This is a genomic window from Nesterenkonia rhizosphaerae (assembly GCF_039544555.1).
GTDB classification, from domain to species: Bacteria; Actinomycetota; Actinomycetes; order Actinomycetales; family Micrococcaceae; genus Nesterenkonia; species Nesterenkonia rhizosphaerae.
This window is the reverse complement of record NZ_BAABLW010000007.1, coordinates 793,089-819,405: the sequence shown is the minus strand read 5'-3', so window position 1 is coordinate 819,405 and position 26,317 is coordinate 793,089. Positions and strand designations below refer to the sequence as shown.

Here is a 26,317-nt window from a genome sequence, read left to right as displayed (position 1 = left end):
GACGTCAACAAGAGGAGAGCTGTTCACATAGTGAGGCAGCGCAGGATTACGGCCGAGAATGACGCTGTAAGAACTGATACACCTCAGTGGTGTCCACCCCGGGAAACGCGCCCTGCGGCATAGCTGCCAATAAGTGCGTGTTGGCGCGCGCCGCGGGCCAAGCCTGGCCTTCCCACTGCTCAGCAAGTGCCGCCGGAGGCATCCGGCAGCAGCTGGGATCATCCGGGCAGCGCGAGACTGAACGCGAAGTGGTGTCCCGGCCGCGGAACCACTTCGCATGCGCGAAAGGCACCCCGATAGAGAGCGAGTAGATGCCTGAGGAGTGGGCCTCAGTACGAGCGGTGCACCAATAGGTACCGGCCGGGGTGTCAGTGTATTGATTGAAGGAACGGAACTTGTCCTCCACATCAAATACCTGACGCGATGTCCACTCCCGACAGATAGTCTGCCCCTCGATCGCGCCCGAGTGATCAGCAGGGAAGCTCACGCCATCGTTCTCGTAGGCCTTGTGGATGATCCCGGATTCATGCACTTTCTGGAAATGACAGGTGATGCCCAAATGCTCGGTGGCCAGGTTGGTGAATCGGTGGGCGGCTGATTCATATGAGACCGCGAAGGCATCGCGGAGATCCTCAATGGCCAGCGCCTTGGCGTTCTTCGCCCGGGCAAGGAACTCCACTGCGGTTCGCTCGGGCATCAGCAGGGCCGCAGCGAAATAATTGGTGTAGACGCGCTGGCGCAGGAACTCCGAATAGTCCTGCGGTTCGGTGTGCCCCAGCACCTGGTGCCCCAGCGCCTGAAGCAGGACGCTTCGCGCATCCCAGTCCCGGGAACGTCCCTGGGTCAGGTAGATGATCTGATGACGCTGATCGGTGACTGAGCGCGTGGAGTTGGGCAGGTTAGGGACAAATCGCAGTGTGTAACCCAGATGCTGAGCAATATCAGCGGCGATATGGTGGCTCAGCGGCCCGGAGGTATGCCCCACCGCATCAAGAATCCGCTGGGCCTCCGCCTCGATCTCGGCGTAGTAGTTATTGCGCCCCTTCATTTCTTCGCGCAACTCTGTATTGGCCCGGCGCGCTTCTTCAGGGGTGGCAGCTTGTTCCTCCAGGCGGCGCTTGAGCTCGCGCTGCAGTGCCACCATGGACTCCAGAACATCCATGGGAAGCCTGCTGGAGATACGCACAGTAGGCAGCCCTAGTGCGGCGTAGAGCGGTCCACGCTGTGTCTTTTCCAGCTCGATCTCCAGTGCGGCCCGCTTCGAGGGCGGCTCGGCGCCGAACAGGTCATCAAGGCGGACCCCCAGGACTTTTGCCAGGACCTGCAGCTGGGAGAGCTTGGGCTCGCGCTTACCGTTCTCCAACAGAGACAGCTGCGACGGCGCGGTGCTCAGCCGCTCGGCGAGGTCATCAAGGGTCATCCCTTGCTTCTTCCTCAGGTGCCGGACCCGGCGGCCGAGGGCGATGAGGTCGACGTCGTCGTCGTTCTCCTGCTGAGCCAGCATGTGAGTCAGTTTACACAGCGGCGTCATCTTTGTGACCGCGACAACATCACAGTGATACCGCTGGTATATGGTGTGGTGCGGCTCTCGTCACGACGACGTCCGGGGGCCCGAACTTGCAAAGGAATTCTCGCTCAATGGACGAGCCTTCAACTCTGCTGACCCTCGGCGGCTTGGGCATTATTGCCGTCACCGTTGGTCTGCTCATGTGGAACAAAGTCTCTCCGGTGGTGGCCATGGTGGTCACCCCGATTCTCGGAGCCCTGCTGATGGGCTTTGCCGTCGCCGATGTCGTCGACTTCTTCAACTCCGGCGTCTCTCAGGTCATGAATGTGACCGTCATGTTCATCTTCGCGATCCTGTTCTTCGGGATCCTGACGGATGCGGGACTGTTTGATCCGGTGGTGCGTGCACTGATCCTGGCTACCCGGGGCAAAGTGGTCCTGGTGACGGTAGGCACCGCGCTGATCGGCGTGGTGGCCCATATCGACGGCGCGGGAGCCACCACCTTCCTGCTGACGGTCCCGGCTCTACTGCCGCTGTATCGGGCCCTGAATATGAGCCGCTACCTGCTGCTGCTCCTGCTGGCCATCTCGGCGGGCATCGTCAATATGATCCCCTGGGGCGGGCCGCTCGGTCGGGCGGCAACAGTCCAGGGCATTGATCCGGTGGAGCTCTACCGCCCGCTGATCCCGCTGCAGGTGGTGGGCGTGCTGATCATTGTGGCCCTGGCTGTGCTGCTGGGCATCCGCGAGACCCGCCGCATCAATAAGCGGGTAGCGGCCGGTGAGATCGAAATGGCCGCCGAGGTTGATGTCCGCGGAATCGCTGATGCCTTCAGCCAGCGGCAGCAGGCTGAACGTGCTGACATTGTGGAGCGGATGAACTCGGCCCGCTGGATCTATTGGGCCAACGTTGTGCTGGCAGTCGGCATTATTGCTCTGATGCTCGGCGATGTACTGCCCCCGCACTTGGCCTTCATGATCGGTGTGGCACTGGCTCTGCCGTTGAACTTCAAGGGATCCAACCTGCAGATGGAGCGGATTCGCGCCCACGCCCCGAATGCTCTGATGATGGGTGCGGTCATTCTGGCGGCCTCCGTCTTCCTGGGTGTGCTCAATTCCTCCGGAATGCTGGAGTCCGTGGCGCTCTCCGCCTTGGCCATCCTGCCCGAAGCACTGGGCCCGAACCTGCATATCGCGATGGGCGCTCTGGGCGTGCCCATGGATCTGCTGACCTCCACCGACGCCTATTACTTCTCGGTGCTGCCGCTGGTGGATGCCACGGCAAGCCAGTTCGGCGTGCCGGGTATGGAGATCGCCCATGCGATGCTCATCGGTAACATCATCGGCACCTTCGTCAGCCCCTTCTCCCCTGCCCTGTGGCTGGCACTGGGTCTGGCCGGTGCGAACCTGGGCGAGCACCTGCGGTATTCCTTCTTCATCGTGTGGGGCTTCTCCATCGTGATGATGGGCGCTGCGCTGCTGTTGGGCATTATCAGTTTCGCCTAGTCACATATCTCGTAGCTGAGAACAGAGACCGCCGCCCGGTGAGTCAAGGGACCTCGAAACCCCGACTCACCGGGCGGCGGTGGTTTATGCACCGGCGGCGACTATGCCGCTAACCGGGTCTGTTCTCTGTGGAATGCCCGCTGTTTGGGCTGCAAGTGGATAGCCCGGACACTGCGAGCCGGCAGTCCTAGGAGACGCTCGGCTGCGGTAAAGATGTCCTGCCACAGCTGCACCTCCTCTTCGGATTCCAGCAGCGGAAGTTCCACAAAGGGAGCACGGCCTTCGGCCAGCAGCCGGCGTGCGTTGCGGTGGAGATAGAGGCCGAGGTCCACCAGACCTGCCGAGAGTGGAGTGCCCTGGCACAGCATCCGTTGTTCCCGGCGGGCAAGGCCCCGGGGACGGACGATGGTGCTCGGCGGTGTGCTCAGCAGGTGCGCCATGAACGCATTCCAGGAGAGTTCGACGACGTCGTCCCCGTCCTGTACAGCCACGCTGACGCCCTCGCTGAGTGCTCCGGCTTCCTCCAGTTCGGTCACCCGTGCCCAGAATTGGCGGTGCAGTGCGGCCAGGAAGCTGAGCGCATCGGCGGTGAGCACCTCGTTTTGTCGCGGTGCCCGCTGACTGCTCAGTGCGATTCCGTTGATCTCGATAGACATATCGACCTCACTTGCGGCTCTAGTGGAACTGGCCCTCTTCGGTGGAGCCTTTCAGAGCCACCGTGGAGGATTCTGGGTTGAGGGTGGTGGAGATCGCGTCGAAGTAGCCGGTGCCCACTTCGCGCTGATGGCGGGTTGAGGTATATCCCTCGGCCTCGGCGGCGAATTCGGCCTCCTGGAGCTCCACGTAAGCCTTCATCTGCTCTTCCTTGTACCCCTTGGCGAGGTTGAAGGACGCGTAGTTCAGCGAGTGGAAGCCGGCCAGAGTGATGAACTGGAAGGTGAAGCCCATCTGGCCCAGCTCATTTTGGAACTTCGCAATAGTGGCGTCGTCCAGGTGCTTCTTCCAGTTGAAGGAAGGTGAGCAGTTGTAGGCCAGCATCTGATCGGGGAACTTGGATTTGACCGCCTCCGCGAATTTCTTGGCCAGTTCAAGGTCCGGAGTGCCGGTCTCCATCCAGATCAGATCGGAGTAGGGTGCATAGGCCTTGGCGCGGGCGATGCAGGGCTCCAACCCGTTGGTGACCTTGTAAAAGCCCTCGGCGGTGCGCTCACCGGTGATGAAGGGCATGTCGCGCTCATCCACATCTGAGGTGATCAAGGTGGCGGCCTCAGCGTCGGTGCGAGCGATGATCAAGCTGGAGACATTGTGCACATCTGCTGCCAGCCGTGCAGCCTGTAGGGTCCGGATGTGCTGAGCCGTGGGGACCAGAACCTTGCCCCCGAGGTGGCCGCACTTCTTCTCCGAAGCCAGCTGATCCTCCCAGTGCACGCCAGCGGCACCGGCACCGATCATCTGCTTCATCAGCTCGTAGGCGTTGAGTGGTCCACCAAAACCAGCCTCAGCATCGGCAACGATCGGCACCAGGTAATCCTCCACGGTGCGCACACCTTCGAGGTATTCGATCTGGTCAGCACGCAGCAGCGCATTATTAATACGACGAACTACATTCGGCACCGAGTTCGCCGGGTAAAGCGACTGGTCGGGGTAGGTGTGACCGGAGAGATTGGCGTCTCCTGCCACCTGCCATCCGGAGAGGTAGATGGCGCGCAGGCCAGCTTTGACGTAGTTGACGGCCTGATTGCCGGAGAGCGCGCCGAGGGAATTGGTGTATTTGCCGGCGGCATGCTCTTCGGTCAGCTGCGCCCAGAGCTTCTCTGCTCCGCGCTTGGCCAGAGTTTGTTCCTCCTGGACAGTGCCCTGAAGTTTGACGACTTCCTCCGGAGTGTAGTCCCGGGTGGTGTGCTCCCAGCGCGGATTGGTGTCCCAGTCTTTCTGGAGGGCCTGAACCTTCTGCTCGAAGACATCACGGCTTTCCGGCTGCAGCACCGGTGTGTCAGTGGCGTCCTGGGTGGGTTTGCTGAGTGTCTCGGTCATGTGAATCTCCTTTGATTCGCTCGTCCGCGTCGATGAGGACAATTCCAGTCTTGACGCCCTGACAAGCCTCAGACCAGGACATTTGGATCAAAGATTTGCATTTCTTCGCTATTTGAGAAGATCTCACGAATGTGACCACGCTCGGTGACTTCGGTCACCTCTTCTTCTACGGGGCGTAGAAGTAGACTGGCTTCTGAGCCTATGACTCAACTAAAGGAGCTGACTATGACCTCGCAGTACCACAAGAGCCCGATGCCCCGGCTGACCTTCCTGACCGGAGGCCTCCTGGTGCTCGTCGGCATCATCGGCTATGTCGCCTCGATCGCCAATGACACTCAGCACTGGACCGCTTTCATTCCGTCACTGATCGGTGTGCTGCTGCTGATCAGCGGCGCAGTGGCACAGAAGAACCTGATGGCAGGCATTCACATGGCGTTGCTGCTGGCTCTTCTAGGTGCCCTGGCAATGTTCATGCCGCTGATGAGCCTGCCGGCGCTCTTCGCCGGCGAGGCAGAGCGACCTGCGGCAGTGATTTCCGCGCTTGTCACCGTGATCGTTCTGGTGATCTACCTGGTCCTGGGGGTACGCAGCTTCATTGCGGCTCGCCGGTGGAAGAAGTCCAACGCCTAAATCAGCACAAAGCAGGCCCGTCAGAGCGCGGGTTCACAGTCGAGGCCGTCGGAGAACAGACCCACTCCGGCGGCCTCTGCTTGTGCCCAGGCTTCTTCCACCTCTGGTAGGAAGCGCGCGTTCGGGGCGAAGTACACCGGTTCACCCCAGCCTGCTTCCGCCATCTCGGCATTGACCAGCACGCCCTCTGCGTACACTCCGGCCAGCAGCCGGTCGTAGCGGTCACGCAGATCTTCGTCGAACTCTAGAATCACAGTGTCACCCGGTGAGAGCAGGTCTTTCAGGTGTTCGCTGGCTTCTGGGCCTCCGCATTCCACCGGGCGATTCGGATGCACCGTTTCCGGGGTGTCGATATTGAGCAGCCGCACCCGCTCCTCAGTTCCTCCGATGCGCACAACGATCGTGTCGCCATCGACGACGCGTTCCAGCACCGCAGCTTGGGCATCTTCGGAGAAACCATCGGGTACCGCTGGTTCGCGCTGCTGTATCCAGCTGATCACTGCCGCGGCAAGAATGGCCAGCACGACGACGCCGAACCACATCCAGATGCCCTGGCTTCCGGCAGGGTTGTGCTTGCCTCGTGCTGTGCCAGCAGCAGCCCTGCGCTGACGAATGCCACGACGGGCAGCCCTGGTGACGTGACGCCTCATGGTCTTCTGGAGATGCCGATTGGTAGACATGGTCCCCAAGATTATCCACCGGCACTGACCTGCAGGGGCGTCGACACCGACTGGCTACTCTCCGGTGGACGCTTTCTGTGCTTCCAGTGCCTGCTTCTCCTCCTGGGCCACTTCCTGCTTGACCATCCACCAGGTCAGGGCTCCGGCGCCCCAGCCCATGACCAGGCGGGGGAATGGAACCTTCAGCTGCCGGAGGCCAGCTTCGATCTTTTCATCAGCCCAGAATCCTGCTGCCATCATCGCCGACGTCACTGCGCCCAGTGGGACAGTGACAGCCAGAAGCGCCCCGAACGAGACCGGCGTAAGCGCGCGGATGGCAGATTCAGCTTCTGCTGGCTCCTCTGGCGCAACAGGTTCGGTATCGGCCGCACCGCCCACCGAAGATGAATCTCCGCCGGCCCAGGCTGCGATCTTCTGCTGGGCGCTTGGTGACGTTGCTACCCATGCACTGAACGCCGGTAGTGCAATAGCGGGAGCCGCGATGATTCCACGGCGGAGCCAGCGGGGATAGTTCCGCGCCGGAATGATGGAAAGGGCCCCGCTCACCACCGCCTGTCCCCAGGGGTCGCGGCTGAAACGGTATGTGCCAGGAGTCCGTGTATTCACCATAGGGCCTACGCTACGGGCCAGCGCTGCGCCAGGCATCGGCCTGAAGAATGATATTGCCCGGAGTGCGCCGCCACAGGCGGACCTTGACTGACGTGGGGTACCTGCATCTGGATACCAAAACGCCCCGGGCGCTAGCACCCGGGGCGTCGACCTCCAGTGGAGATCATCGGCGGTGACGGTGGGATTTGAACCCACGGTACGGGGTTGCCGTACACAACGATTCCAGCGTTGCTCCTTCGGCCGCTCGGACACGTCACCTAGCACTCTCGAATGGGGAGATGATGCTTCATTTCCCTGCTCAAGAGCAGACTATAGCCTAGCCGATAAGGTGCGGTTTGTGCCAATCGGCATCCCGGCCGCTGTTCAAGCGAGGGACCCCTACTGACCGGTGGAGGTCACCAGCTTCGCGTGCAGCCCTTCCACCAAGGGATCTGGGGCCTGGTAACGGGCGATCAGATCCATCAGTCCGCCTGCGCCGCCAAGTTCAGTGAGCATCGCTTCCATAGAATCGGCGGTTGCGCTGAGCAGCGGGTGGTCGGAGGCGAAGAACTCCGCAGCGCGCCGAGCATCGTCGTCGATGTCTCCCTGTTTGCTGCGGGTATAGCTGGCAGCCTGAAGACGGGTGAAGATTCCGATGAGGTTCTCCTGCGTGTGGGCGTAATCCTCAACGATCACGTCTTGGTCCGCGCCCAGGAGCGTGAGAATCACACCTGCCAGAATGCCAGTGCGGTCCTTGCCTGCAGCGCAGTGGAAGAGCACTCCTCCGCCGGTGCTGCTGATCAGCTGCAGCCCTTGTACCACCTCTGGAACGTGGTTGCGGACCAGACCGGCGTACCAGTGCCCGACATCCCGCGGGGACTGTATCGACCCGGCTGCCTCGATCATCGCCAGTGGATGCACTGCTGCTTCGGCAAGTGGCAGGTGATGGTGGGCGATTCCCAGCCGCGGTGCCTGCGCATGCGGTGAAGCACGCACCTCGTGGCTGGAGCGCAGATCGATCACTGCCGCCAACCCTTGACCGGCCAGCGACTGGATCTCTTCCTGGGGTGAGATGGTCGGATCATCCGAGCGCCAGAGTGCGCGGGCCCGCAGGACTCCCCCGCTGACCGGGATTCCGCCCAGGTCACGCAGGTTCGCCAGCGGAAGGACAGCGGAATCGAGGTGAGAATCAGTGGTCTGCGTCATCACCGCCATCGTACCCTTGTACGCCCTTCCGACAGCTGGCCAGTTCGCCAAGGAGCGCCTGGCCGCGATAACATGGTCTCCGGCCCCACGCGTGGTGTCATCCTGCTGAACTCCCCCAGGACCGGAAGGTAGCAAGGGTAGGCGGGCTCTGGCAGGTGCGCGTGGGGCTCTTTCATGCCCATGAACGCACGCAGAGCGTTCTCTGATGATTCTTCCAGGCTATGTGGACCCGACCTGCAGTCTTGAGTGTTTACGCTGAAGTCACTGCCAACCGCCGGCCGTCACCGCACGGCCGGCCACAGGGAAGGTGATGATCATGGCTAGCGAAGGCGACTGGACCACACGGCATCTCGGATCGACTCAGGCCTCGGGCAATTCGGATCCTGCCCGCCGCCAAGAGGGCCAGCCGGAGAACTCAAATCCGCAGCCTGCACCGCAGGAGATGCCCGACGACGCCCAGCGGCAGAACGTCCGGGAACGGGACGAGGCCGAGCGTCACGGCATTGCCCCGCAGGAGCAGGAGTTGAGTGACTCTGAGACTCCCCCACCGGCTTCAGTCGGGGATGAGAGTGAGGGCGCGCGCTATGGTCGCGATGAGACACGCCGCAACCCCAATATCGACCCCGGCTCTGAGCAGACGCAGCCAGGGGAGACTCCCCCTGCGTCGAACTCAGCCACGGCAAGCCCGCCGCAGTCGGCTCCCACGAAGCCACCGAAGTCCAATATGGTCATCACCATTGTGGTGGTGGCGATCGTCATTTTGGTGGGACTGATTTTTGTCGGTTATATCGCCGGTCTGCTGGGCTGAGCACACACGGCCTGTGCTGTGAGAACGCAGTAGATCTGCCCAGGCCCAGCTAGATCGATCAGGATGCCTGCAGGTTCCGGTAGCGCATAGCGCGCTGGGCCTCGCGGGCATCCTGCTTTTCGCGCAGTGTCTGACGCTTGTCGAACTCGCGCTTACCGCGTGCGATGCCGATCTCCACTTTGGCTTTGCCCTCTTTAAAGTAGAGGCTCAGCGGCACGATGGTGTTTCCCGGGTCCTCGATCTGCCGGGAGATCTTGATCAGTTCCTTGCGGTTGAGCAGCAGCTTGCGCTTGCGTCGAGCAGAATGATTGGTCCATGTCCCGTTGAGGTACTCCGGGATGTGGACCTGCTCCAGCCACAGCTCATCACTGCGATCAAAGGCGGCGAACCCATCCACCAGCGAGGCTTGGCCCTCGCGCAGGGACTTCACCTCCGTACCGGTCAGCACCAAGCCCGCTTCATAGCGGTCAATGATGGTGTAGTCATGCCGGGCGCGGCGGTTCAGCGCCACCACGTGATTATTCGGGTCCTTGTCGTTCTTGGACTTTTTCTTAGCCACAGGTGCCACCTCCTACGCGGTGCTGCTTGTGATGGGCGAAAACGTAATTGACGACTATACACGCAGGTAGCGGCGCACTGTCAGCCAGGAGGACAGCGCTGCGAGCAGAATAGCGACCAGCAACAGGCCCGGCATCACAATCCAGGAGTCCTGCGCAGAGATGAAGACGACGCCGGGGACCTGTTGTGGCAGCCACTGCCCCAGCATGAATTCGGCGATCACCCAGGTGGCCGCGCAGGCCAGCACGGCACCGGCAGCAGCGGCGATCACCCCTTCCATAATGAAGGGCGTGCGGATCATGGATTTCGAGGCCCCCACCATGCGCATGATCGAGGTCTCTCGTCGCCTGCTGAAAGCCGAGAGTCGGATAGTTGTGGAGACCAGCAGTACTGTGCACAGGATCATCACCGCTGCGATGATGAGCGCGACGACGGTGAGCCCGTTGAGAATCCCGAAGATGGACTCCAGGACTTCTTGCTGGTCAGCCACGTTCTCCACCCCTGGCACTGCGGCAAAGAGCTCACTGACCACCGGGTATTCCTGCGGTTCGTGCAACAGCAGGCGGAATGATTCGGGCATGTCCTCAGCGGTGACTGACGCCGCCCGGACACTGTCCTCGTGGGCGGCCAGGTAGTTCTGCAGCGCCTCGTCCTGGGATTCGTACCGGTAGGAGGAGACATACTGGCTCGCTGCTCCGTTCTGGAGCATCTCCTCGATATTCTCGCGCTGGTCTGCGGTGACGGCTCCGGTGGGGCAGGCGCTGGCGGAGGAACTTTCAGTACACAGGAAGACCGATACCTCGAGGCGGTCGTAGAAGTCATCGGTCATCTGGTTGACCTGGATCTGCATCAGGGCGGCGGCGCCCACAAAGCTCAGCGAGATGAAGGTGACCAGCACCACCGAAGCCACCATGGCGACGTTTTTGCGCAGTGAGCTGAGGGTCTCCCCCAGCTGGTAGAAGAATCGACTCACCGACTGCCCCTCCTGCCGAAGATGCCGCGCTTGGATGCCCGCAGCTGCTCTGCCGTGCGGCGGGTATCGCTGTAGCTCGCCTCAGATGCGGAGGCGCGCGGTTTGGGCACCTCGGGGCGTGCTTCACCTGCGGGCTCATTAGCCGCAGGCTTATCAGTTTCGGCCCCCTGGGGCTCCTCAGACTGGGAGAGCCACGCCAGCCGGGACTGTGTGGTGCTGCGTGATGGCGGCCCGGGGATCCGCTTCGGCGGTACGGGAGTCAACGCGTCAGTTTCAGGCTCATCAGCTGCAACGTCTGTAGTCTCCACTGGTTCCTGCGGTGTCGCCTCAGGACTCTCCTCGAAGGCTTCGCCATCCAACGCTGGCATATCGGCTGCGTCGACTCCCGCAGGAGAGGAGGATTCAATGGGGTCGGCGTCGCTGGCGTCTTCTGGCCAGGTCACCCGGAACTCACGCGGGATCACCCGGTGGCTGTCCGCAGACGCTGCTGCGGAGTCCTCGGCGCTTTCCTGCTCCGCTGGCGGCTCCATCGGCTGCTCCGGCTCGAGTTCAGCCTCAGGCGCGTCTGCCACTGAGGTCTCCTCCGGCGCTGGATCGGGTTCATGCTCCAGTGACGCAGCGGAGTCCATAGGCTCAGTGTCGCGCTGATCCTCAGGGGCCACTTCGGGCTCAACGCGAGCTTCGCCGTCGTGCGGGTGTTCAATGCTGTTGCGCTCAGTGCTGCTCTGGTCAGCGCGGGCCTGGTCTGTGCTGCCCTGTTCAGTGCCCTGTTGTTGGCTGCGCTCAGCGGCTGCACCGACTGCCACCATGGGTACGGCTTGGGTGAGCAGGGGTGCGGGGTCGTGGGCGCGCAGCCCGGATTCTTCCTGCTCTTTGGTCAGCAGTTCCCAGGCGTAGCTGCCTTCGGGGGCGTCATAGCTGCCGTCCTGCTGGTCGCGGACCAGTTTGCCGCGGTGCAGCTGGACCACACGGCGGGCCATGCGGTCCACGATGGCGCGGTCGTGGGTGGCCATGATGACAGTGGTGCCGGAGGCGTTGATCCAGCGCAGGATCTTCATGACCTCTTCTGCCGCGCGCGGGTCGAGGTTTCCGGTGGGCTCATCGGCCAGCAGGATGGCTGGGCTGTTGACGATGGCGCGTGCGATGGCTGCACGCTGCTGTTCGCCACCGGAGATTTCATGCGGGTAGCGCTTGGCCAGGTTCTCCAGTCCCACGCGGGAGAGGATCTTCATGACGCGTTTGCGGATCTGGGTGCGGGGTGCGCCGATGACTCGCATGGCGAAGGCCACGTTCTCGTAGACGGTCTTATCCGGGAGCAGCCGGAAGTCCTGAAAGACCATGCCGATGCTTCGCCGGTATTCGGGTACGCGGCGTTCCAGCATGCGGGCCAGGTTCTGGCCGGCGACGGTGATTTTTCCGCGCTGGGGCAGGCCTTCGCGCAGGATCATCCGCAGCAGCGTGGACTTGCCGGAGCCGGAGGCACCGATGAGGAAGACGAAGTCGCCGCGGTTGAACTCCACGGTGACGTCTTCGAGCGCGGGTTTGCCGCCCGACTGGTAGAACCGGGAGACCTGGTCGAAGCGGATCATGAGCGGTTAGCTCTCGTCTCCGCCCTGGGAGCGCCAGCGGATGCCGGCGTCGATGAAGCCGTCGAGGTCGCCGTCGAGCACGGAGGAGGCGTTGCCGACTTCGTGGTTGCTGCGCAGGTCCTTGACCATTTGGTAGGGGTGCAGCACATAGGAACGGATCTGGTCGCCCCAGGAGGCTTTGATATCTCCGGCCAGTTCCTTCTTCTCCGCGGCTTCTTCCTGCTTTTTCAGCAGCAGCAGCCGGGCCTCCAGCACGCGCATGGCTGCGGCGCGGTTCTGGATCTGGGATTTTTCGTTCTGCATGGAGACCACGATGCCGGTGGGCAGGTGGGTCAGGCGCACTGCGGAGTCGGTGGTGTTGACCGACTGTCCGCCGGGGCCGGAGGAGCGGAAGACGTCGACCTTCAGGTCGTTTTCGTCGATCTCCACGGACTCGGTGCCTTCCAGCAGCGGAATGACTTCCACTGCCGCGAAGCTGGTCTGGCGGCGGCCCTGGTTGTCGAAGGGGCTGATGCGCACCAGACGGTGGGTGCCGGCTTCCACGGAGAGTGTGCCGAAGGCGTAGGGGGCTTTGATCTCGAAGGTCGCGGATTTCAGTCCGGCTTCTTCGGCGTAGGAGGTGTCTAAGACTTTGACGTCCCATTCGCGGCGCTCGGCCCAGCGGGTGTACATGCGCAGCAGCATTTCGGCGAAGTCTGCGGCGTCCACACCGCCTGCGCCGGCGCGGATGGTGACCACGGCGTCGTGCTCGTCGTATTCGCCGGACATCAGTGTGACGATCTCCAGGGCTGCCAGCGCCTTGCGGATGGAGCCCAGTTCATCGACGGCGTCGGCGAGGACGTCGTCGTCGCCTTCTTCTCTGGCCATCTCCGCCATGAGCTCAACATCTTCGATGCGGGTGCCCAGTTTGGTGATGCGCTGCAGCTGGGCCTGCTTGTGGCTCAGCTGGGAGTTCACGCGCTGGGCGTTCTCCTGGTTGTCCCAGAGATTGGGATCTGCGGCATGCTGCTCGAGGTCTTCCACCTCTTTGGTGAGGGCGGCGACGTCGATGACGTCAGTGATCCGGCGCAGGGTGGAGCGCAGCTCGCTGAGCTCGGTGGGGAAATCTGTCTCTGCCATAACGTCACTACAGTACCGGTCTGGGCCACGTTCTGTGGGGAGGACAGCCCACTGGGCGGCTCAGCGGTTGATGGTGACTCGGGCATGGGAGTCAGCGACGACGGGCACACCAGCGGGCATGATCCACCGCAGCACAGGTAATTCCGCTTCCGCTGCCAGTTCCACGTGGACGGTCTCACCGTCGTCGCTGGCCCAGGTTCTCACCACGTGCAACCGGTAGTGGTTCTGGTGTGCGCCAGTGACCGCTAGGTGATCCTCGACGGCTGCCTGCAGTTGAGCCTCAGCGGGCGCCTGGATGCTGTACCCGGGCTCAATGCTGGCGGCCGCAGCCGTCGCCGCGCCATCTGCTGTGGAGAACAGTTTGCGGGCTTCGAGATTGACCCGGGTTGCCCCAAAGATCACAGCGGTGAGCATCAGGACAATCAGGACCATTCCAAGGACGAGCACGCTGATCTGCCCAGATTCGCCCTCGATTCTCCGCGGATTCCTGGCAGGAGGACTCATATTCCGTCCTGCACATGGGCGGAGGTGGCGCTGACTGTGACCAGCCGGTGTTCCCATCCGCCGAATTCAGGGATCAGCGGCAGAGGGACGCGGATCTCCACGGAGAAGCCCACTGGCGCTCCAGCGGTATCGCAGCCTTCCGGGCAGTGCTGAGTGATATCGGCCTGGTCGGGATCGATGCCGAAGTCCTGCAGCGCTCGGGACACGGCGGCTTCACTGCGCGCCGCGCGCACAGCGGTCGGCCCCTCAGTGGTGACGTACATTTTTGCTGCTTGATCAGATGCACCCACTGCCGCATACGAGGCAGCCTGAATCTGCGCCACTGCTACCAGGAACCAGACAGCCGGAATGAGCAGCAGTGTGGCGAGCGCAATGAATTCAATGATCGCTGAGCCCTCTTCCCCGGCGTCGGAGTATCGGGGCAAGGGCGGTCGCAGGAGAGCATCACGGGAACTCATAGGCACTGCCTGACACCTCCACCTCACCTAAACCGCCTAAGACGCCGAGCACCGGTACCTGCGCCCGGACTCTAATCTCCAAGATCCGGCCCTCCCCGTTCTCGCTGGAGTAGGAGTGGCTGATGTCTTGGACGTAGCGGCCTGATACTGCGGACGTGATGAGCTGATGTGTGCGCTCCACGCCGTCTTCTGCTGTGCGGTCGGCCAGCGCTCCGAAACGAGCACCGGTGGATGCGGCGTCAATGAGTGTGTTGCGCACGTGAATCATCCCGGCGAACTGGATAACAATCAGGCACAGCATGACGAGGAGGCCCGCAACCATGGTGAACTCTGCTGGTGCGGAACCCTGCTCGGAAGCGTGGCCGGCTTCTCTAGGGCGCGACTTGGTTAATCGCATCATTGAACAGACCAGACAGCGCCGGCTGAGCGATGGCAAGCAGGCCCGCGACCAGCACCGCTGACATGAGCGTGATCATCACCCAGCCTGGAACATCCCCTCGCTCTTCGCGGTGGAGGCTTCGCAGCAGCGACGTCAGCAGGTGAGATGGTGGTGTATTCATGGAGTTCTCCGTTTCTTATCGTGACGTGTCCAGTAGGGATATAGGTCATAAGCCAATCGAAAGCAGCTCCAAGCCGGGGTAGACCGCGAAAATCACAGTCAGCGGAAGGATCCCGAAGACCAGCGGCACCAGCATGGCGATCTCTTTTCTCCCTGCCGCTTCCATCAGTTCCCGTTTGGACAGTTCCCGGACATCCGCCGCCTGCGCCCGCATCACCTCAGCCAGCGGTGTTCCTCGTTCAAGGGCGATGAGAATGCCCTCGAGAAATCTGGCAATGGGGGCGGCTTCTATCCTCTGGTTCAGGTTCCTGACTGCGGTACCGAAGCTCTCGCCAGTCCGCGTTTGTTGAATCACAGCGCTTAGTTCCGCCGCCAACAGTCCTGTGGAACTTCGCCCAATACGCTCAAAGGCACCGGGGGCGCTCTCTCCGGCGCTCACCGCCAGGGCGAGCAGTTCGGCGATGGTGGGAAATTCTGTCAGCATTCGCTTTCGACGCCGGGATACTCGCTCGGAGAGCAGATAGTCACGAAGGAGCACACCGCACACTGCTGTGACGGGCACACTGAACGCGGCGAAAAGCACACTCCCATTACCCGCCAGGAGCATCAAGACATTGAGCATAAGGGCAATGACCACGCCTGCAGCGGCGCAGAGGACTTGCTGTAAGCGATAGTCGCTGACGCTGAGGTTCATATCTGCATGGCGCAGGCGCCGGCGCAGCTGATCCGTATTCAGACTGAACCGGTCCAGTTGGGACACCGCTGCAGCCGCCAGCGGGGCGAAGATACGGGCGGCTCCACTGATCTGCAATGGTCGGTATGCGGGCTCAGGCGCCGATACGAGCACTCCAGCGACATAGGGCGCTACCCGCTCCTTCAACCGCGGCTGGTTCATGACTGGCAACGCGAAGAACAGTGTCACCAGCCCGACACCGGCAGCAATAGCCCACAGCAGCGGCGCGGTCATGCCAGCACCCGACCTTCCTGCGGCAGCGCCCCGATTCGAAGCATGATGCGATAGCACACCAGGGAAACAACAAGGCCAGCCCCGAGCACAAGCATGCCCTGAGCGCCTCGGTATGCCTCGGCTGCGGCCGGCTGGGTCCCCAGTAGCAACACCACAAGCCAGGGCGCAGCGACCGCGAGTTTCGCCGCATTGACGGTCCAGGATTGTCGCGCCTCAAGTTCGCTTCGGGTTTTGGCGGCATCGCGCAGGACCTCTGAAAGAGTATTGAGCAGCCGGCCCAGGTCCGATCCTCCCAATTCCCGCGTAATCTGCAGCGCGAGAATGATCCGGTCTCCCACCGGATCAGCGAGCCTGTCCTTCAGCTTCGCCAATGCCGTTGCCATAGGTTGTCCGGCGCGCCAGTCCCGGGCAAATTCGGCAAAGGGCGCCCGCAGCGGCTCAGGTCCACTGTGGCTAAGTTGAATCAGGCCCTCGGGCAGGGAGAGACCAGAGCGAATGGCTGAGCGCAGATGATCTACGACATCGGGCCAAACCTGGGCCAGCTGTGCGCGGCGTCTTCGGCCCTGCCAGCGCAGTGCTGCCCACGGGCCCAGGGAGGCAAAGATCGCCAAACATGCTGCAATGGGTGCAGCTCTGGTCAGCGCATACACCAGGAAGAAAGTGACCCCCGCGCTAAGCACCACAGCGGTGAGAAACGCGGAGACGGGAAGGCGGGACTGACCTGCTTCATCGAGCAGTCTGCGCAATCGACTGGTCCCTGGGGAGACCCTTTTCCGCGGTGTCTTCGGTGTGAACGAAAGCAGGATCAGAACGCCTCCAGTACCTAGTGAGACACCCAGGGCCAGTGCGATCCAGAAAGTGCTGCTCATGACGTTCCCCGAAGCAGCGCCTGGGCCGGGGCCGGAAGACGTGGGTGTTCAAAGACCGCACCGGGCCGCGGCCGCAGACTGCCGTCCTCCCAGTGGAATAGATCGGAGGTCTCGATGAGTTCCGCCTCAACGCGAGAACCTACTCCCAAGATCTGAGCGACGTACCGGCGACCGGACGGTTCGCGCTCACAGTGCACCACGAGATCGATGCATGAGGCTACTGTGGGCAAGATGAAGTTGCGCGAGATGTTCTCGCCAGCCAAGAGCGGGAGGGTGCATATCTTGGTCAGCGCATCTACCGCGGAATTCGCATGAATGGTGCACGCCCCGGGCAAGCCGCTGTTCATAGCGATCAGCATGTCCAGGCTCTCCGCCTCGCGCACCTCCCCGACTATCAGTCTGTCCGGTCGCATCCGCAGCGCTTCTTTCACAAGACGCCGTAGAGGGATCTCGCCCTCGCCTTCCAAATTGGCTTGACGGGACTGCAACCCCACCACATCCCTAAGCGGGATGCGTAGCTCGAAGATCTCCTCCACAGTCACCACGCGCTCGCGGGGACCGATGGCACTGGCAAGACAGTTCAGCAGGGTCGTCTTCCCGGCTCCTGTGCTTCCTGATACAAGAACGTTCATCCCAGCGGCGACACATTGGGAAAGGAAATCAGCTGCAAGAGGACTCAGCGACCCCAGCCTCACCAAGTCATCAAGTGAGGACGCCCGGCTGATGAACTTCCGGATATTCACCGCCCAATGGCGGCGAGTGATGTCGGGGATCACCACATGCAGCCTGGACCCGTCTGGAAGTGCGGCATCGACGAAGGGGCTCGAGAGATCAAGACGTCGGCCAGAGCTCTTGAGCATCCGCTCCACCAAGTCCTTGATACGGGTCTCAGAGAGCGTAATTGACGTCAATTCTGAACGTCCGGATCTGGCAGCGAATACTTCATTCGGCCCGTTGATCCAGACTTCTTCTACCTCTGGGTCGTCTAGCAGCGGCTGCAATTCGCCAAAACCCGCAACAGCGTCGTAAATACGCCGGACAGCCTGCGGAACGTCGTGAATCATCGGCAGGGCAGAAATGATGGCACGACGGTCATACTCGGCCACGGCGGTATCGACAATTTCGCGCACGCCAGACGGGTCATCCGCCGGATCAATACCGCGGCCGCGAATGAGTTCTCGAACTTCGTCCTCAACGATTGCCAGTGCGTCCACGACGCAGACCCTTCCGTACCCTGAACTGAACCTGGACCCAGTGTTTCTTTGTTCGATCAGAGACACCGGCGGCCGGCGCTCCCGAGCCCCACGATAGCCAGCATGGGCGAAGGGCACCAGCACTTTTTCGAAGCTGTGGAGAACGCGAGTTTTTCCACAGGTTGGCCATCCCTCCGAGCACGGGGAGTTCTTTAGTGCCTAATCTGCTAAGCGATATAGTCCGTGTTTTCTACTCCAGCAGGTGCCCCGATGTTGACCATCACTGTGGTCCACGCCCCCGGAGGTATCAGTCCGGGACGATGGGCTGAACTGCGTCGCCTTGCACCCGGCGCCGCCGAGCATGAACTGCGAGTTGCACTGCATGCCTCCGGCGGAACCGACGAAGCGACCGGTCCAGAAATCAGCGCAGCGCTGCGATCGTTCCTCTTCGGAGCCGACGCTGAGCCCGAAGTGCAGCTCAGCACCGCGGGCCGTCCGCTAGCTGATCTAGACCCCGGCTCTGCGCTGTTGCATCCAGGAATGGTTGTACTTGTAGCCCCTCCTGGTGAAAGACTGCGCCGCATCCGCCGTCCAGGCCTCAGTCTCTGCGTCGAGTCCGGCCCTGATGCCGGCCAGCTCATTTCCCTGCGCCGCGGCAGCTATTGGCTTGGCCGCGGTCACTGTGACATTCAAGTCGCAGATCCGGAACTCTCCCGTCGGCATGCGCTGATCGAAGTCAGCGCGCAGCAGATCACCGTGACTCGTGCCTCACAACGCGGATCCTCCCCCTCCGCACGGCCTCACGTGCTCGATACCGACAGCGTGCTAGAGGTCGGATACTCCACACTCACCCTGGCCCAACACAGAACCGCCAGCAATAACCGGATATGGCCCCCGTCGGCGCAGAAGGTTGAGGCCTCCCCGCCTGAAGGCCGTCACCGCATGATGTTGGCCACCGCGTGTATTCCACTTGTAGTTGGCTTAGTGCTGGTCGCTGTCACCGGCATGTGGTTCTTCCTGATCTTCAGTATTGCAAGTGCGGCATTGGCTGCAGGAGTTGCCTGGGACTCGCACCGGCGACGTCGTCGTTTTCGCCATGCCGTCCGTCACGCAGCAACTCGTTGGGCACTACTGGGTGAAGAAGCCCTACGGTCGGCAGGCCTGCTCGCGCTAGATCTGCGCACCCGCACGCCGGAGCGTCGTGTCAGCGGCTCAGCGACGTATGTCTGCGCTGAGGACTGCCAGGATCATCCAGACCAGCCCGGAGGTCTTCGCTTCCCAGTAGTGAGGATCGGTCATGCTCGGATACTCGCCTCTGTGGAGGCAGGATCCGCCACTAGCCAGATCAGTGACGCCGATGCGGAAGTGATGGGAGTAGCAGGGGCCGAACTGGCACCGGGTCGGCTCACCCTCATTCATGGGAATCATCGCGACTCAATGCGTCTGATGAGATGGTTCCTTCTGCAATTAGTCGTTCATCCGCTTCGCCCCAATGTGTTGATGTACCAGCTGCCTCACGCTGCTGCTGAGCCGCTGGTGGAACTACAGATGCTGCGCGATTATCGGCGGGTGAGGTTGGTCGACGATGCCTCGTCGCTGACCGTCGAGCTGGCGGACAGAGCACCGGGGGTCCTGGTGTGCGCAGGGACCGCTCCTGATGAGTTTGTCACTGCCGCCCTCGCATCCGGATGGCACGTCCTCACATGTGAGGTCAGCAATGATCAGAGCCGTCGCGACACCTCTGCGGAAACTGCAAGTACAGCGGATCGCAGAGTTTGCATGGAGACAAGGCAGGTGACCCGCCATGAGCGGTCAGAATCCGTCTCCGTTGAGGCAAACCAGCTCATTGCCGACGGACTCTCACTCAGCACGCTGGAAATCCTGTTGCGCGAGGCTGTTCCTGAAGGCAGCACCGATAGCGGGCTCGCAGGACTTCCGGAGACCTGCAGCGTCAGAGTTCCGGCTCCGTGGTGGAGCAATGACGCCAAATCCTCTCTGGTAGCTGATCTGGGACAGGGCCGTGAGCACATGCAGTCCATCGATCTGGTCTCAGATGGCCCCCATCTGCTGATCGGTGGTACCACCGGCTCGGGAAAGTCTGAGCTGCTGAGGACTCTGCTGGTCTCGTTGGCCTCTCGCTACGGTCCAGAGGAGGTGAATTTGGCCCTCATCGATTTCAAAGGAGGTGCTACTTTTCATCAGCTGGCACAGCTGGAGCATTGCCTGACTCTCGTCACGGATCTCTCCCGCGCGCAGGCCGAGCGCACTCTTGAAGGTCTGCGCAGTGAACTCATCCGCCGGGAGAAACTCTTCCTTGCGGCTGATGTCTCCGATTACGCGCAATACCGACACCAGCGACCGGACTCTCCGCTGGCACGGATCCTGGTAGTCATCGACGAATTCAGAGTCTTCGCCCACGAACTGCCGGACGCCATGGACGAACTGATGCGTCTGGCCACACTGGGGAGGTCCCTCGGTCTGCACCTGATTCTGTCAACGCAACGCCCCCAGGGTGTGGTCACCGCAGATATTCGAGCCAATATCGGCACAAGTATCAGCCTGCGAGTGCGCAGTGAAGAAGAATCCCGGGATCTCATCGGCGGTGGACAGGCCGCGGCTATTCCTGCACGGCTACCAGGTCGCGGATTTATCAAGCGCTCCGGTGAACCGGCCCGGGAGTTTCAGACAGCCCAGCTGATCTTGGATGACCTGAGAATTCAGGTCATTCCTGAGAAGGGACCCGTACCGGCAGGTTCCCAGGTACAACACAGCACTCCCCAGGTTCTTGAAACAGCCCTTGTGCACTCTCGACGACGGCGCCCCCACACTCCCCTGCTGCCTCCACTTCCCGATGAACTGCGTCCTGCAGACGCGCTGAAGGCAGAGGGATTCGACCACCAGATGGCTCTTCTGGGGCGGGTGGACGATCCCGCGGGCCAAGACCAGCGTGACTTGTCGTTCGACCCGCAGGATCCGCACAGCATCGCGTTCATAGGTGAACCGAGCGCCGGAGCGGCAGCGGCCGTTTGTGGCGCAGTCTGCCAGTTCCTGCAGCAGCCCGACCCGCCATATCTCTACCTCCTCGATGGGGATATGAGCCTCACGCAGTTCGCCGAACGTGACGAGCTGGGGTGCTGGCTGACCCCGGATGAGATGCCCGAAGTGCAGAAGATCCTGGGGCTACTCACCGGGGATCTCAGCGCCCGTCGCGCTGGTCAGACACAGGACCGCCACCCGGTGGTCATCGTTGTGACCGGGTGGTCTCAATGGGCAGCTAAAGATCAGTTCGGCACCGGCGGATCCCTAGAGCAACAGCTGGGGCTGATTGCTGCCGAAGGTTCCGCAGCAGGGATGTCGCTGATGATCTGCGGCGGCAGGGAACTAGCAGTCGGAAAACTAGTGGGACGGATACCGCAGCGGGTGTACTTGCCTTTCGGCTCGTCCCAGGACATCACGTATCTGTGGCCCAAGCTGCGTTCCAGTGACTCCCAACCGGGCAGAGGCGTGCTTCTCGACCCCACCGTCGCTCCACCTGGGCTGCAAGTACAGCTCATCACTGCCGCGCAGCCCCCGCCTGTGACTAAAGAGCCTAGCCAGCGACCCCCACTGTGGATTCGGCCTTTACCCCAGCGACTTCCGCATTCGCAGCTGATGGATGCCCTCGCGGGGCATCCCGAAGACCAGGGACCCTCCGACTCATTCACCGTCGGGATTGAACAGTTCACCTGGCGTCCGGTGAGGTTGAAGGTAGCGCCGGTGACCCTCATTGTGGGTTCCCCTGGTACTGGCAAGACCAGCTGTCTGCGACTTTTTCAGCAGCTTTCCTCCCATTTCTTGTACCTGGAAGGCGGCAACGACTGGGGTTTGCACCTCCCGGACCAGATTGCTGAAGGATCAGCAGCTGGACTGTCCCTGATCCTGGTCGACGACGCCGAGCGGTGCAGCTCCGCCCAGCATCAACAGCTCCAGGAATGGGCCTCGCGAGGGGCCGCTATTGTGGCGACCGCATCCCCCTCAGCAACACTCTTCAGTCAGCTTCCGTGGGCCCACCCGGCTCGCTACTCGGGAGGGGTGGTTTTCCTCTCACCAGTAAGCAGGAGTGAGACCGATGCAGTACCCTCCATGATGCCGTTGCTGGAACAGACCATCCCGGGCAGGGCGGTTCAGCTGCGGCCCGAAGGGCCACGGATTTTCCAGTGGGCGTTCGCGGAACCGGACGGTGCAGCCATATGAGGGTGGAGGCATGTAGAGGAACCTTCCAGCTTGCTAATAGCTGCTGTGAAGAGACGATGCGTAGACATATTCCCATGGCTGATCTTTCATCAAACCCGCTGGGAATCCTCTCCGTTACTGCTGCTGCCGCTCTGGCTTTGGCAGCTTGCGCCCCAGACGACACCGAGCAGACCACAGACGACGGCGCCGCCGAAGTCCAGGACTCCCCCACCCCGGAGGAGTCCCCCACAGCTGAAGAATCCCCCACCGACGCAGCCACTGAAGACACCGCGACAGACGAAGCCACCGATGACGCTGCAGCGGGTGCTACTGGGGATCACCCGGTCTACCAGGCAATCGATGCAGCACTCGCCGAGTACCCCGACGGCGTAGTGACCGAGTTCGAGGACAACACCGATGACGATGGCTACATCGAGGTCTTCGTCTACGATGGCCAGACCGAGTGGGAGCTCGAGATCGATTCGCAGTCCTTCGAGATCATCAACAGCGAAGATGACGGCATCGACGGAGATGACCGCGATGAGGCAGAAGCCGTAGAGATCGAGATCGCTGAGGCTATTCAGACCGCCGAGTCAGAAGGCGGCGCCGAGCCCTATCAGGGCGAACTCAACACTGAAGATGGCACCGTCGTGTGGGAGATCGAACTGACCAACGGCGCCGAAGTCTATGTGGATGTGTCCACCGGAGATGTGGTGCGCACCAGCGACTGATCTGGAGTGATCTCCACCTAACTCAATACGACTTGTGGGCCCTGCCGGTAGACTATTTCAACTGCCAGTAGGGCCCACAGCCGTTGTCTAAGAAAGAGGTGTTTCCGTGAGCATCGAACAGAGCGGGCACCCCGCCGAACCGCAGCCTGAGCGCCGCGACCTCACCGGATACACCCCCAAAGCGCGCGCCTGGCGAGCCTTCTTCGAAACAAGCGCCATCATCAGCGACCGGATGGAAAAGCGACTGCACGCCACCACCGGCTTAAAGCTCACCGACTACAACCTACTGCTGCTGCTCTCAGAAGCTCCAGGCCAGCAGCTGCGGATGGGCGAGCTCGCCGAGAAGATGGTGTTCTCTCCATCCCGGCTCTCCTACCAGGTGAAGTCGCTGACCTCCCGCGGGCTCATCGAACGCTGCGCAGACCCACAGGACAAACGCGGCATGACCGCCCGGCTCACCGAAGAAGGACGCAGCGTCTTCGCCACCGCCTCCAAGCTCCACGCCCAGCACATCAAACAGCTGTTCCACCCGGCACTGGACAACACAGAAGCCGAAGAACTCAAACGGATCTGCGATCAGATCCTGCAGACCGTAGCTGCAGCTGAAGCGGAACCCTGCTAATCCGGGCTTCGGCTGATCCGGGACTCGGTTGAAGAGCTAAATTACTGCCGCCGCGCCGGCAAAATCTGCAATGAGTCAGCACGGCGGCGCAGGATCTCCACATCCTCCAGCGCTGCCTGAACCGCGGCCAGGGCTAGCCGCTCATCCACCGCATCGGCCCCCGGTGAGCAGATCACCCCAATGCTCAGCTCCGGACCGGCTCCGCCGCCCATCACCTGGGTACCGCTTGCTGTGGTCGCGACAATGCCGGCATTAGGTTGCAGCACCAGAGACTCCACGCCGGGGCAGAGATCGGGGACCTCGGACAGCGCCTGGGCCAGCTCGGCATCAGCATAACTGGGCACCCAGGTGCTTCCCTGTGCCAGAGCCTCGAGCGCTGGACGGCGGATCACAAAAGTCAGCTCCGCGCCCGGATCCAGGACAACCAGTTCCGCGCCCTCAGCCACCGCGGCCAGCATAATGCGTTCGGCTTCAGCGGCCACCGGACGGGCCTCGGAGTGCCAGTCCGTCAACGCCTGCACAGAGGTGAATACCGGCATGGCCTGGCGTCCATCTGGAGCGGTCAGAGTCACCAGCGCGATATCGGCCTGCTTATCCCCTACCGGACCGCCCGCTTCCAAGGCCTCGCCCTCTTCTGCCACGGTGGCGATCACCGGAGCGAAAAGCCGCTGCCCGGCCAGGGCGTTCACAAAACCAGCTTCGTCCCCGGTGCCGGAGATAAGCGCCTGCCCGGCAGTCTGGACCTGCGGGGTAGCTAGGCCGTCGTCGCCGTCGAAGGTGTGTAACGGATTGCCTTCACCGGCCAGATCGCGCCCCTCCCAGGGCACCCCTGCCGAATCAGCAGCGCGCCCATCAGGGCTGCGCTGCTGACGCTGCAGCAGATTCGCGATATGCGCCGGTAGCTCTTTGGACATGTTGTGCTTAGGCCGAGGCGGCGGCAGCCTTCAAAGCTTGCGGCAACGTGAACTTCCCTGCGTAGAGCGCCTTGCCCATGATGGCGCCCTCAACACCGAGGCTCACCATCTTGGCCAAGGCCTGGATATCCTCCAGGGAAGAGATACCACCGGAAGCCACAACAGGCTTGTCAGTCTTAGAGCAGACCTGCGCCAGAAGGTCGGTGTTGGGACCGCGCAGGGTGCCGTCCTTGGTCACGTCAGTCACCACGTACCGGGGGCAGCCAGCGTCCTCCAGGCGCGCCAGCACCTCCCAGAGGTTCCCGCCCTCCTGCGTCCAGCCTCGGGCTGCCAACGTCTCCCCACGAACATCGAGACCCACCGCGATCGCATCGCCATGGCGGGCGATGGCACGGGCGGTCCATTCCGGATCCTCCAGCGCCGCGGTGCCGAGGTTGACTCGGGTAGCGCCGAATTCCAGTGCGCGATCCAAGGACTCGTCGTCGCGAATTCCTCCGGAGAGTTCGATCTTGATGCCGACCTCCTTGACTACCCGTGCCAGCACCTCGCGGTTATGTCCGCGACCGAATGCGGCGTCGAGGTCCACCAGGTGAATCCACTCAGCCCCCTGCTCCTGGAAGGTCAAAGCCGCCTCCAGCGGATCCCCGTAGCTGGTCTCAGACCCAGCCTCACCCTGGACCAGGCGCACGGCCTGACCTCCGGCGACATCCACTGCAGGCAGCAGCTCGAGTGCGGGTGTTGCTGCAGCGGGCACGGTGGCAGTCTCAGTCATGATGGCGGTGTCTCTTTCTCTTACCCGTTATGGTTCGTCTCAGCCTGCGTCCGTGTGGGCGCTCAGAGGCTCTTGATCCAGTTGCGCAGCAGCGCCATACCGGCATCCCCGGACTTCTCCGGGTGGAACTGCGTGGCCGCTAGCGGACCGTTCTCCACTGCGGCGATGAAGTCGGTGCCGTGATGTGCCCAGGTGACCTGGGGCGGATGCATCGCTTCCACGCTCTGATCAAAATCCCAGCGTTGCACTGCGTAGGAATGCACAAAGTAGAAACGCTCATCCTGCAGCCCTTCGAAGAGCACGCTGTCCTCCGGAGCACGTACGGTGTTCCACCCCATATGGGGAACGACGACGTCATCGGGCAGCGCGGTGACCTCGCCTGGCCACTCCCCCATGCCGTCTGCGGCAATACCGTGCTCTACCCCGCGTTCGAAAAGGATCTGGTGTCCTACACAGATGCCCAGCACCGGCCGACCCCCGGCAACGCGGCGACCGATCCAGCGTGGTGCATCAATAGCTTTAAGAGCGTCCATCACCGCAGCGAAGGCTCCGACGCCGGGAACTACCAGACCCTCAGCGTTGAGGATCTTCTCAGTGTCCTGGGTCAATTCAACCTCGGCACCGGCGCGTGCCAGGGCGCGCACTGCCGAGTGCACGTTCCCGGAGCCGTAGTCCAGCACCGCGACTGTGGGCCTAGCGCTCACAGTGCCCCCTTGGTGGATGGAATGTCATCTGTGCGCGGATCTGACTCCACGGCCTCACGCAGCGCGCGGGCGAAAGCCTTGAACTGGGCTTCGACGATGTGGTGGGGATCGCGACCACCCAGGACCCGCATATGCAGGCAGATACCAGCGTGGTAGGTGACCGCCTCAAAGACATGGCGTGTCATGGAGCCGGTGAAGTGCCCGCCGATCAGGTGATACTGCTGGCCTTCCGGTTCACCGGAGTGCACGAGGTAGGGGCGCCCGGAGACATCAACGACGGCCTGGGCCAGGGCCTCATCTAAGGGGACGGTCGCTTCACCGAAACGTCGGATGCCGCGCTTGTCGCCAAGTGCGGTGCGCAGCACTTCACCAAGCACGATGGCGGTGTCCTCAACCGTGTGGTGAACATCGATATGAGTATCGCCTTCAGCTTCAATGTCCAGGTCGATCAGGGAGTGCTTGGCCAGAGCGGTCAGCATATGGTCGTAGAAGGGCACAGTGGTGTTGATATTTGACGTGCCTGTGCCGTCAAGGTTCATCCGCACACGTACCTGCGATTCGCTGGTGGTGCGTTCCATCTGCGCGATGCGCCCGCTCATCAGTTCAGCTGCCATA

At 62.1% G+C, this 26,317-nt stretch carries 27 protein-coding genes, 1 tRNA gene and 1 other RNA gene; 7 read left to right on the top strand and 22 right to left on the bottom strand.

Features of this window, described 5'->3' with window-relative positions; all coding sequences use genetic code 11:
* Positions 1 to 46: 46 nt before the first annotated feature.
* Positions 47 to 1,504 (bottom strand): helix-turn-helix domain-containing protein, encoded by a 1,458-nt coding sequence (locus tag ABEA23_RS09500; protein ID WP_345477783.1) that lies wholly within the window; start codon positions 1,502 to 1,504, stop codon positions 47 to 49.
* A gap of 134 nt (positions 1,505 to 1,638) precedes the next feature.
* Here ABEA23_RS09500 and ABEA23_RS09495 point away from each other — a divergent pair, with 134 nt between their 5' ends.
* On the top strand, positions 1,639 to 3,012 hold the full coding sequence (locus ABEA23_RS09495) for a CitMHS family transporter (RefSeq protein WP_345477782.1): 1,374 nt from the start codon (positions 1,639 to 1,641) through the stop codon (positions 3,010 to 3,012).
* 101 nt (positions 3,013 to 3,113) lie between these two features.
* Here ABEA23_RS09495 and ABEA23_RS09490 read toward each other — a convergent pair whose 3' ends face one another.
* Positions 3,114 to 3,668, bottom strand: coding sequence for a hypothetical protein (locus ABEA23_RS09490; RefSeq protein ID WP_345477781.1), 555 nt, complete (start codon positions 3,666 to 3,668; stop codon positions 3,114 to 3,116).
* Between the two features lie 19 nt (positions 3,669 to 3,687).
* Positions 3,688 to 5,046 (bottom strand): isocitrate lyase, encoded by a 1,359-nt coding sequence (gene aceA, locus ABEA23_RS09485; RefSeq protein ID WP_345477780.1) that lies wholly within the window; start codon positions 5,044 to 5,046, stop codon positions 3,688 to 3,690.
* A 225-nt stretch (positions 5,047 to 5,271) separates the two neighbouring features.
* On the opposite strand from aceA, the gene ABEA23_RS09480 reads away from it, so the two are divergent.
* Complete coding sequence (locus ABEA23_RS09480) at positions 5,272 to 5,676, top strand: hypothetical protein (RefSeq protein ID WP_233722119.1); 405 nt, start codon at positions 5,272 to 5,274, stop codon at positions 5,674 to 5,676.
* Positions 5,677 to 5,696: 20 nt separating this feature from the next.
* Here the strand turns inward: ABEA23_RS09480 and ABEA23_RS09475 are convergent, their stop codons facing one another.
* From ABEA23_RS09475 to ABEA23_RS09460, 4 genes are all read right to left on the bottom strand, one after another.
* The gene (locus ABEA23_RS09475) at positions 5,697 to 6,356 is read right to left on the bottom strand and encodes a thermonuclease family protein (protein WP_345477779.1); all 660 of its coding nucleotides are present in this window, start codon (positions 6,354 to 6,356) and stop codon (positions 5,697 to 5,699) included.
* 54 nt (positions 6,357 to 6,410) lie between these two features.
* Complete coding sequence (locus ABEA23_RS09470) at positions 6,411 to 6,965, bottom strand: hypothetical protein (RefSeq protein WP_345477778.1); 555 nt, start codon at positions 6,963 to 6,965, stop codon at positions 6,411 to 6,413.
* A gap of 170 nt (positions 6,966 to 7,135) precedes the next feature.
* Positions 7,136 to 7,223, bottom strand: a tRNA-Ser gene (locus ABEA23_RS09465).
* Positions 7,224 to 7,343: 120 nt separating this feature from the next.
* Positions 7,344 to 8,150 carry a tyrosine-protein phosphatase gene (locus ABEA23_RS09460; RefSeq protein WP_345477777.1) on the bottom strand — a complete coding sequence of 269 codons (807 nt, stop codon included), beginning with the start codon at positions 8,148 to 8,150 and terminating at the stop codon, positions 7,344 to 7,346.
* Between the two features lie 78 nt (positions 8,151 to 8,228).
* Here ABEA23_RS09460 and ffs point away from each other — a divergent pair.
* Both ffs and ABEA23_RS09450 read left to right on the top strand, forming a co-directional pair.
* Positions 8,229 to 8,325: signal recognition particle sRNA small type (gene ffs, locus ABEA23_RS09455), an RNA gene on the top strand.
* Positions 8,326 to 8,466: 141 nt separating this feature from the next.
* A complete protein-coding gene (locus ABEA23_RS09450) occupies positions 8,467 to 8,958 on the top strand; it encodes a DUF6480 family protein (RefSeq protein ID WP_345477776.1) in 492 nt (163 codons plus the stop codon).
* A gap of 58 nt (positions 8,959 to 9,016) precedes the next feature.
* On the opposite strand, the gene smpB is transcribed toward ABEA23_RS09450, so the two are convergent.
* The 11 genes from smpB to ABEA23_RS09395 are packed head-to-tail and all read right to left on the bottom strand — an operon-like array spanning position 9,017 to position 17,768.
* Positions 9,017 to 9,517: an SsrA-binding protein SmpB gene (gene smpB, locus ABEA23_RS09445; protein WP_345477775.1), complete on the bottom strand. Its 501-nt coding sequence runs from the start codon at positions 9,515 to 9,517 to the stop codon at positions 9,017 to 9,019.
* A gap of 54 nt (positions 9,518 to 9,571) precedes the next feature.
* The gene (gene ftsX / locus ABEA23_RS09440) at positions 9,572 to 10,489 is read right to left on the bottom strand and encodes a permease-like cell division protein FtsX (RefSeq protein WP_233722120.1); all 918 of its coding nucleotides are present in this window, start codon (positions 10,487 to 10,489) and stop codon (positions 9,572 to 9,574) included.
* A complete protein-coding gene (ftsE, locus tag ABEA23_RS09435) occupies positions 10,486 to 12,078 on the bottom strand; it encodes a cell division ATP-binding protein FtsE (RefSeq protein ID WP_345477774.1) in 1,593 nt (530 codons plus the stop codon). The genes ftsX and ftsE overlap by 4 nt, the downstream gene beginning before the upstream one ends.
* 6 nt (positions 12,079 to 12,084) lie before the next feature.
* Positions 12,085 to 13,197, bottom strand: a complete 1,113-nt coding sequence (gene prfB, locus ABEA23_RS09430) for a peptide chain release factor 2 (protein WP_345477773.1) — start codon at positions 13,195 to 13,197, stop codon at positions 12,085 to 12,087.
* Positions 13,198 to 13,257: 60 nt separating this feature from the next.
* The gene (locus ABEA23_RS09425) at positions 13,258 to 13,701 is read right to left on the bottom strand and encodes a pilus assembly protein TadG-related protein (RefSeq protein WP_345477772.1); all 444 of its coding nucleotides are present in this window, start codon (positions 13,699 to 13,701) and stop codon (positions 13,258 to 13,260) included.
* Complete coding sequence (locus tag ABEA23_RS09420) at positions 13,698 to 14,159, bottom strand: hypothetical protein (protein ID WP_345477771.1); 462 nt, start codon at positions 14,157 to 14,159, stop codon at positions 13,698 to 13,700. The genes ABEA23_RS09425 and ABEA23_RS09420 overlap by 4 nt, the downstream gene beginning before the upstream one ends.
* Complete coding sequence (locus ABEA23_RS09415) at positions 14,146 to 14,556, bottom strand: TadE family protein (RefSeq protein WP_345477770.1); 411 nt, start codon at positions 14,554 to 14,556, stop codon at positions 14,146 to 14,148. The genes ABEA23_RS09420 and ABEA23_RS09415 overlap by 14 nt, the downstream gene beginning before the upstream one ends.
* Positions 14,531 to 14,719 carry a hypothetical protein gene (locus ABEA23_RS09410; protein ID WP_345477769.1) on the bottom strand — a complete coding sequence of 63 codons (189 nt, stop codon included), beginning with the start codon at positions 14,717 to 14,719 and terminating at the stop codon, positions 14,531 to 14,533. Before ABEA23_RS09410 ends, ABEA23_RS09415 begins: the two co-directional genes overlap by 26 nt.
* Positions 14,720 to 14,764: 45 nt before the next feature.
* Positions 14,765 to 15,685: a type II secretion system F family protein gene (locus ABEA23_RS09405; protein ID WP_345477768.1), complete on the bottom strand. Its 921-nt coding sequence runs from the start codon at positions 15,683 to 15,685 to the stop codon at positions 14,765 to 14,767.
* Complete coding sequence (locus ABEA23_RS09400; RefSeq protein WP_345478662.1) at positions 15,682 to 16,536, bottom strand: type II secretion system F family protein; 855 nt, start codon at positions 16,534 to 16,536, stop codon at positions 15,682 to 15,684. The genes ABEA23_RS09405 and ABEA23_RS09400 overlap by 4 nt, the downstream gene beginning before the upstream one ends.
* A gap of 14 nt (positions 16,537 to 16,550) precedes the next feature.
* Positions 16,551 to 17,768, bottom strand: a complete 1,218-nt coding sequence (locus tag ABEA23_RS09395) for a TadA family conjugal transfer-associated ATPase (RefSeq protein ID WP_345477767.1) — start codon at positions 17,766 to 17,768, stop codon at positions 16,551 to 16,553.
* Between the two features lie 249 nt (positions 17,769 to 18,017).
* Here ABEA23_RS09395 and ABEA23_RS09390 point away from each other — a divergent pair, with 249 nt between their 5' ends.
* The 3 genes from ABEA23_RS09390 to ABEA23_RS09380 all read left to right on the top strand — a co-directional run bounded on the left by ABEA23_RS09390 (position 18,018) and on the right by ABEA23_RS09380 (position 23,312).
* Positions 18,018 to 21,980 carry a type VII secretion EssC family protein gene (locus ABEA23_RS09390; protein ID WP_345477766.1) on the top strand — a complete coding sequence of 1,321 codons (3,963 nt, stop codon included), beginning with the start codon at positions 18,018 to 18,020 and terminating at the stop codon, positions 21,978 to 21,980.
* Between the two features lie 74 nt (positions 21,981 to 22,054).
* Entirely contained in the window at positions 22,055 to 22,690 is a 636-nt protein-coding gene (locus ABEA23_RS09385) for a PepSY domain-containing protein (RefSeq protein WP_345477765.1), read from the top strand.
* 106 nt (positions 22,691 to 22,796) lie between these two features.
* The gene (locus ABEA23_RS09380) at positions 22,797 to 23,312 is read left to right on the top strand and encodes a MarR family winged helix-turn-helix transcriptional regulator (protein WP_345477764.1); all 516 of its coding nucleotides are present in this window, start codon (positions 22,797 to 22,799) and stop codon (positions 23,310 to 23,312) included.
* A 41-nt stretch (positions 23,313 to 23,353) separates the two neighbouring features.
* Here the strand turns inward: ABEA23_RS09380 and ABEA23_RS09375 are convergent, their stop codons facing one another.
* From ABEA23_RS09375 to hisB, 4 genes are all read right to left on the bottom strand, one after another.
* Positions 23,354 to 24,226 carry an SseB family protein gene (locus ABEA23_RS09375; protein WP_345477763.1) on the bottom strand — a complete coding sequence of 291 codons (873 nt, stop codon included), beginning with the start codon at positions 24,224 to 24,226 and terminating at the stop codon, positions 23,354 to 23,356.
* Between the two features lie 7 nt (positions 24,227 to 24,233).
* Positions 24,234 to 24,998 (bottom strand): bifunctional 1-(5-phosphoribosyl)-5-((5-phosphoribosylamino)methylideneamino)imidazole-4-carboxamide isomerase/phosphoribosylanthranilate isomerase PriA, encoded by a 765-nt coding sequence (gene priA, locus ABEA23_RS09370; RefSeq protein WP_345477762.1) that lies wholly within the window; start codon positions 24,996 to 24,998, stop codon positions 24,234 to 24,236.
* 62 nt (positions 24,999 to 25,060) lie between these two features.
* Positions 25,061 to 25,702, bottom strand: a complete 642-nt coding sequence (gene hisH / locus ABEA23_RS09365; RefSeq protein ID WP_233722122.1) for an imidazole glycerol phosphate synthase subunit HisH — start codon at positions 25,700 to 25,702, stop codon at positions 25,061 to 25,063.
* Positions 25,699 to 26,316, bottom strand: coding sequence for an imidazoleglycerol-phosphate dehydratase HisB (gene hisB / locus ABEA23_RS09360; RefSeq protein ID WP_345477761.1), 618 nt, complete (start codon positions 26,314 to 26,316; stop codon positions 25,699 to 25,701). The genes hisH and hisB overlap by 4 nt, the downstream gene beginning before the upstream one ends.
* Between the last annotated feature and the right edge of the window lies 1 nt (position 26,317).

Excerpts from the sequence above, each read along its gene's own strand:
- ABEA23_RS09475 (WP_345477779.1), bottom strand. The coding sequence starts at position 6,356 with ATGTCTACCAATCGGCATCTCCAGAAGACCATGAGGCGTCACGTCACC.
- priA (WP_345477762.1), bottom strand. The coding sequence starts at position 24,998 with ATGACTGAGACTGCCACCGTGCCCGCTGCAGCAACACCCGCACTCGAG.
- ABEA23_RS09405 (WP_345477768.1), bottom strand. The coding sequence starts at position 15,685 with ATGACCGCGCCGCTGCTGTGGGCTATTGCTGCCGGTGTCGGGCTGGTG.
- ABEA23_RS09420 (WP_345477771.1), bottom strand. The coding sequence starts at position 14,159 with ATGAGTTCCCGTGATGCTCTCCTGCGACCGCCCTTGCCCCGATACTCC.
- ABEA23_RS09415 (WP_345477770.1), bottom strand. The coding sequence starts at position 14,556 with ATGCGATTAACCAAGTCGCGCCCTAGAGAAGCCGGCCACGCTTCCGAG.
- ABEA23_RS09495 (WP_345477782.1), top strand. The coding sequence starts at position 1,639 with ATGGACGAGCCTTCAACTCTGCTGACCCTCGGCGGCTTGGGCATTATT.
- ftsE (WP_345477774.1), bottom strand. The coding sequence starts at position 12,078 with ATGATCCGCTTCGACCAGGTCTCCCGGTTCTACCAGTCGGGCGGCAAA.
- ABEA23_RS09460 (WP_345477777.1), bottom strand. The coding sequence starts at position 8,150 with ATGACGCAGACCACTGATTCTCACCTCGATTCCGCTGTCCTTCCGCTG.
- ABEA23_RS09500 (WP_345477783.1), bottom strand. The coding sequence starts at position 1,504 with ATGCTGGCTCAGCAGGAGAACGACGACGACGTCGACCTCATCGCCCTC.
- hisB (WP_345477761.1), bottom strand. The coding sequence starts at position 26,316 with ATGGCAGCTGAACTGATGAGCGGGCGCATCGCGCAGATGGAACGCACC.
- aceA (WP_345477780.1), bottom strand. The coding sequence starts at position 5,046 with ATGACCGAGACACTCAGCAAACCCACCCAGGACGCCACTGACACACCG.
- ABEA23_RS09450 (WP_345477776.1), top strand. The coding sequence starts at position 8,467 with ATGGCTAGCGAAGGCGACTGGACCACACGGCATCTCGGATCGACTCAG.
- ABEA23_RS09375 (WP_345477763.1), bottom strand. The coding sequence starts at position 24,226 with ATGTCCAAAGAGCTACCGGCGCATATCGCGAATCTGCTGCAGCGTCAG.
- ABEA23_RS09425 (WP_345477772.1), bottom strand. The coding sequence starts at position 13,701 with ATGAGTCCTCCTGCCAGGAATCCGCGGAGAATCGAGGGCGAATCTGGG.
- ABEA23_RS09410 (WP_345477769.1), bottom strand. The coding sequence starts at position 14,719 with ATGAATACACCACCATCTCACCTGCTGACGTCGCTGCTGCGAAGCCTC.
- ABEA23_RS09480 (WP_233722119.1), top strand. The coding sequence starts at position 5,272 with ATGACCTCGCAGTACCACAAGAGCCCGATGCCCCGGCTGACCTTCCTG.
- ABEA23_RS09385 (WP_345477765.1), top strand. The coding sequence starts at position 22,055 with ATGGCTGATCTTTCATCAAACCCGCTGGGAATCCTCTCCGTTACTGCT.
- ABEA23_RS09470 (WP_345477778.1), bottom strand. The coding sequence starts at position 6,965 with ATGGTGAATACACGGACTCCTGGCACATACCGTTTCAGCCGCGACCCC.
- prfB (WP_345477773.1), bottom strand. The coding sequence starts at position 13,197 with ATGGCAGAGACAGATTTCCCCACCGAGCTCAGCGAGCTGCGCTCCACC.
- ABEA23_RS09490 (WP_345477781.1), bottom strand. The coding sequence starts at position 3,668 with ATGTCTATCGAGATCAACGGAATCGCACTGAGCAGTCAGCGGGCACCG.
- ABEA23_RS09390 (WP_345477766.1), top strand. The coding sequence starts at position 18,018 with ATGTTGACCATCACTGTGGTCCACGCCCCCGGAGGTATCAGTCCGGGA.